This is a genomic window from Stutzerimonas kunmingensis, from assembly GCF_014764705.1.
Taxonomy (GTDB): domain Bacteria; phylum Pseudomonadota; class Gammaproteobacteria; order Pseudomonadales; family Pseudomonadaceae; genus Stutzerimonas.
The window spans coordinates 1-266 of record NZ_JACXXG010000109.1 but is presented as its reverse complement, the minus strand read 5'-3'; the positions used below and the strand labels follow the sequence as shown (position 1 = coordinate 266).

Genomic DNA, 266 nt, shown 5'->3' with positions numbered 1-266 from the left:
TGATTGGCGTGGAAGCACTCCACCGTGCGCGCCGTCAGGCGCACCTCCAGTTGCTTCTTCACCAACTGGTAAGGCACCGAGTAGTAATGCCCGTCGACCTCGACGTGGTAGTCGATATGTTCTGTGGCTGACCACAGAACATATCTTGTGTGGCCTTGCGATTTATGTGGCCTTCAGTCCGCGGCACGGCCTCGGCTGCGGGGTGGCGCGATCTGTAGGCCACAGAACTATTCGCTACAGTGAACGCAGAAACTGCATCAAGTCTG

Annotated in this window: 1 pseudogene; it reads right to left on the bottom strand. The window is 57.1% G+C overall.

Annotation, left to right across the window (positions count from 1 at the left end):
* Window positions 1-128 (bottom strand): annotated as a pseudogene (locus IEG05_RS23665) (Mu transposase domain-containing protein); the annotation flags it as partial.
* Between the last annotated feature and the right edge of the window lie 138 nt (window positions 129-266).